The sequence below is a fragment of the uncultured Sphingomonas sp. genome, from assembly GCF_964244235.1.
Classification (GTDB): Bacteria; Pseudomonadota; Alphaproteobacteria; order Sphingomonadales; family Sphingomonadaceae; genus Sphingomonas.
This window is the reverse complement of record NZ_CAXTII010000129.1, coordinates 1-4562: the sequence shown is the minus strand read 5'-3', so window position 1 is coordinate 4562 and position 4562 is coordinate 1. Positions and strand designations below refer to the sequence as shown.

Sequence of the window (4562 nt, the reverse complement as noted above, 5' to 3'; positions counted from 1 at the left end):
TGGGTCGGGATCGAGGAAGATGTGGCGGTGGTCGAACGCGGCGACCAGTTTCAGCGCCTTCGACAGCAACATGCCGTTACCGAACACGTCGCCCGACATGTCGCCGCAGCCGACGACGCTGATCGGTTGCGTCTGCACGTCGATCCCGCGCTCGGCGAAATGGCGCTGCACGCTGATCCACGCGCCCTTGGCGGTGATGCCCATCGCCTTGTGGTCGTAGCCGTACGACCCGCCGCTCGCGAAGGCGTCGCCCAGCCAGTAATCGCGCTCCAGCGCCAGCGCGTTGGCGACGTCGCTGAAGGTCGCAGTGCCCTTGTCCGCGGCGACGACGAAATAGGGATCCTTGCCGTCGAGGATCGTGACACCCTGCGGATGGACGACCTTGCCCTCCGCGATATTGTCCGTGACCGACAGCAAAGCCCGGATGAACATGCGGTAGCTCTCGGTGCCCTCCGCCAGCCACGCGTCGCGGTTGGCGGGGGAGGGGAGCTGTTTGGGGTAGAAGCCGCCCTTCGCGCCCGTCGGCACGATCACCGCGTTCTTCACTCGCTGCGCCTTCATCAGGCCGAGGATTTCGGTCCGGAAATCGTCGCGTCGGTCGGACCATCGCAGGCCCCCGCGCGCGACGGGACCCGCGCGCAGGTGGATGCCCTCCACGCGGGGCGAATAGACCCAGATCTCGCGCCACGGCACCGGTGCGGGGAGGCCGGGGATCAGATGGCTGTCGAACTTGAACGCCAACGCTTCCTCGGCGGCGGGGGCGAAGGCGTTGGTGCGCAGCGTCGCGGCGATCAGGTTGCGATAGGCGCGCAGGATACGGTCGTCGTCGATCGCCGACACCGCATCGAGCGCTTCCGTCACCGCGGCATCGGCGGCGGCAATATCATGCGGGGCGGCGGGATCGTGTGCCGCGGCGAAGCGGTGGATCAGCGCCTTCGCGAGCGCGGGCGACCGGCGCAACGCATCGACAACGGTCGCCATCCCGTAGGTCAGCCCCGCCTGGCGGAGATACCGGAACCAGGCGCGCAACAGGATCACCGATGCGGGCGCGAGGCCGGCCTCGACGATCAGCCCGTTGAACGCGTCGTTCTCCGCCGTGCCGCGCAGGACCGCGGCGATCGCGTCCTCCAGCACCGCGGGATCGTCCGCGAACGCGCCGCCGCCGACCTCGACCGCGAATTCATGGACATGGGCACCGGTCTCGTCCGCCAGCCGGGTCGGCAATTCGCCGATCACGCGGAAGCCGAAATTCTCCAGCACCGGCACGGCATCGGACAGCGCCAGCGCACCGCCCAGGCGATAGATTTTCAGCCGCTGCTCCGGCCCCGCCTGCGCCGGATACAATCGCACCGACCGGTCCTGATCGTCGGCCAGCGCGGCGATCCGCTGAATATCCGCTGCCGCCTCGTCGATCGTCGTGGCGTTGCGGTAGCTTTGCGGAAAGGTCGCCGCCCAGCGCAGCGCCAGCCGCGCCGCACGTGCCGGACCGAGCTGCTCCGCCAGCGCGGCCTCGGCATTGGGCACCCACCCGCGCACCATCTGCTCCAGCCGTCGGTCGAGCGGTGCCGGATCGGGCATCCTCCCGCCGCCGCGGACGTCGATCGTGTACCGGGTCAGCGCGACGCCGCCGTCCTCGAGCGCGATCGACCAGCTCACGACGATGCCGTTCGCGGCCGCCGCGAGCATTTCGCCGATCGCGACCCGGCGCGACGTCGTAACTTCGTCGCGCGGCAGCCAGACGAACGCGAACACATGCCGTCCCAGCGCGGACTCGACCAGGACCAGTGCCGGTCGCGGCCGGTCCGCCAGCGACATCGCGGTCAGTACCAGGCTCTCGAGCGCCGCCGGCGCGAAGGCGCAGACCAGGTCGTGGGGCAGGGCGGTCAGCGCGTGCGTCAGCGCCTTGCCGGTATGACCCTTGCGATCGAACCCGAATTTCGCCTCCAGCGCCGCCAGGCGCGCGCGCAGCACGGGGACGTCGCGAGGCGGCGCGGCGAGCGCTGCGCTGGTCCAAAGCCCGGCGTGGATCGACAGGCCGGTGACCTTGCGGTCCGCTTTCACCGGCACGACGACCAGGTCGAGCGGCACCGACCGGTGCACTGTCGAGATCAGGCTCGACTTCAGCAGCAGGGGTGCCTCGCCCCCCTGATCGAACCACGCGGCGGCGAGCATCTTGGACGCGTCGGCGAGGATCGGTGTGACGTGCGTGTTGCGCGCGATGCCCAGCGCGACACCCGCGCCGTCCGCCCGGTTCCAGACCTGATGGCCCAGCAGCGTGAAATGTCCGTCGAGAAGCCATTGCAGCAGCGCCGCGCCTTCGCCCTGCGGCAGCGCCGCCTCGTCCTCCGCCATCGCGCGCTGCAGCTGTCGCCAGTCGGCGACCGCCGCGCGCACGTCCGCCAGCACCGCGATCATCTGATCGATCAGCGCCCGCCGGTCGCGCGCGTCGATCCGGTCCATCTCGATATAGATCAGCGATTCGGGATTACCGGCACCGCCGATATCCGTCAGTTCGCCGGCGGCATTGCGCGTCGTCCGGACGATCGGATGGATGATCCGGTCGATCGCGATATCGCGCGCGCCGATCGCCGCGGCGATCGAATCGACAAGGAACGGCATGTCGTCGTTGACGACGGCCAGGCGTACCCGCCGGCGCGTATCGTCCGATACCATCGGCTCGATCGCAATTGCCGGTGCCTCGTCAGTGCGGACCAACCCGGTCGCGACGACGAACGCCGCGGCCGCCGCGACCTCTGCAGGACCGAACCCCGTCAATTCCCCCGGTAGCGCGCCCCTGGTCAATCGGGCGGCAAGCGCGTCCGATAGCGATGTGGTCGAGATGTCAGCCATGGCTGCCGCGTATGAACCGGGCGGGTGACGTTCTCAAGACGCGAAACGATGTTGCGCCGCAACGTAACTTTACGCGAGCGCGCTCAGTATTTGCTTATTCAGCGCGGCGTCATTGGCGACGCTGCCCACGACATCCAGCGTGCCATCGGCCGCGACCCGTGCCACCAGCACCACGAGGCTGCCCGGCGTCGCGCCCGTGTCGAGCGACACATGCGCCAGCGCAGGACGATCGGCGAAGGAGGGCTGAGGTGCCGGTACCGCGACGCCCGGCTTGCGCGCGGCACGCTCCGCGGCGACCGCCGCCTTCACGCCGCCGTCGAACGCATCGAGGAACAGCGGCAACCCGCCCGACGCGACGCCGTTGCGCACCGCATGCTGCAGCACCGCGGCATATTCGGTCAGCCGGGTCTTGTCATAATCCGCGCCGAAGACGAGCTTCACGACGGGCGTCATCGGTGCACGTGCCTGAACGACGATGCCGGCCCGGTCGAGCAATGCGTCGTATTCGGCCTGGGCCCCGGCCGCGGCAATCGCGAAATCATGCGCACGGCCAAGCGCGCGGTATAGCGCCGCACGGCTGCGCGTATCGGCCGCGCGTACCGCGGCGGCGCTTTCGCGCGCCATCATGAGCCGGTCATCGAGCGATCCGATGAAGACCCCCGAGATGCTTTCGCCATCGACACCGTCATCGGGCGTACCGAAACCGCCGCTGGGGCCGTCGGCCCAGATCGCGGGCTCGCCGGGCATGGCACCGCCATGGACGGCGGCGGCCAGCTCGGCGTCGAGCGAGGCCTGGACCTGCTGGTCGGCGACTTCCTTCCAGTTGATGACGCCGTAGATGAAATCGATCGCGTCACCGTCCGACGAGAACGGCATCAGGATCCCGCGATACAGGGTCGTCAGTCCGCGCGTGTTGACGAATTCCGCTTCGAACCCGATCGGCGCGCGATTTGCGATGATCTGGAGATAATGATCGGTCAGCCGCGAAAGCAACGACCGGGTCGGCACGTCGGCGATCCGCGCGACGCCGATCTCCAGCCCGCATTCCTCGCGTAGCGTTCGGCCGAGATACGCGATCTTCGGATCGTCGATCCCACCTGAAAAATCCAGCAACGCGCTGTTCGCGCCGAAATCCACGATATTGTCGGGATCGAGGTCCGCGATCGACGGATAGGGGCGTCCGCGCAGCAGCGAAACCCAATGATTGTACGCGCGGACATGCATCCGCCGCTCGTCGCCGCCCAAGTCGAACATCGCATCGTCGAAACTGCCGTCGGCATCGGTATCCGCTACATCGTCCTGATCGACGCCGGCGTTCCCCCGGTCAAAGCCGCGTGCGCTGTCCATGCCACAGATCCCCGTCCGCCAGGGCACATCCCCGACCGCGACGATCCTTGTGCACCGGCCGTGGTAAACGAGACGTAAAGCCCTGCGCCTTCACGATCGATTGGCCCGCCCACGCTTGTCAGTCGCCCCCCGACCTGTTAGCCGAGTTACCGTGTCGGTCGGGAAACCGCCGCCGCCACGCCGCCTTAGCTCAGTTGGTAGAGCATCGCATTCGTAATGCGGGGGTCACAGGTTCGAGTCCTGTAGGCGGCACCATTCTCAGGAACCGGCAGAAAAACGCGGGTTTCGGCGACCCCATAGAGGACTATCTGGATCGTGCCCCACGGCGTGGTGTAGCTTCGCCGGTGTGATCACGGCGATCTCCG

General features: G+C 68.1%; 2 protein-coding genes and 1 tRNA gene. 1 reads left to right on the top strand and 2 read right to left on the bottom strand.

What is annotated here, in order from left to right:
• Together ACFE7D_RS14010 and ACFE7D_RS14005 are read right to left on the bottom strand one after the other, a co-directional pair.
• Window positions 1–2850: NAD-glutamate dehydrogenase domain-containing protein (locus ACFE7D_RS14010; protein ID WP_375396027.1), on the bottom strand; the 2850-nt coding region annotated here is incomplete at its 3' end.
• 69 nt (window positions 2851–2919) lie between these two features.
• Window positions 2920–4197 carry a hypothetical protein gene (locus tag ACFE7D_RS14005; RefSeq protein WP_375396026.1) on the bottom strand — a complete coding sequence of 426 codons (1278 nt, stop codon included), beginning with the start codon at window positions 4195–4197 and terminating at the stop codon, window positions 2920–2922.
• Window positions 4198–4376: 179 nt separating this feature from the next.
• Between ACFE7D_RS14005 and ACFE7D_RS14000 the strand changes: the two genes are divergently transcribed.
• A tRNA-Thr gene (locus tag ACFE7D_RS14000) sits at window positions 4377–4452 on the top strand.
• The last annotated feature ends 110 nt before the right edge of the window (window positions 4453–4562 follow it).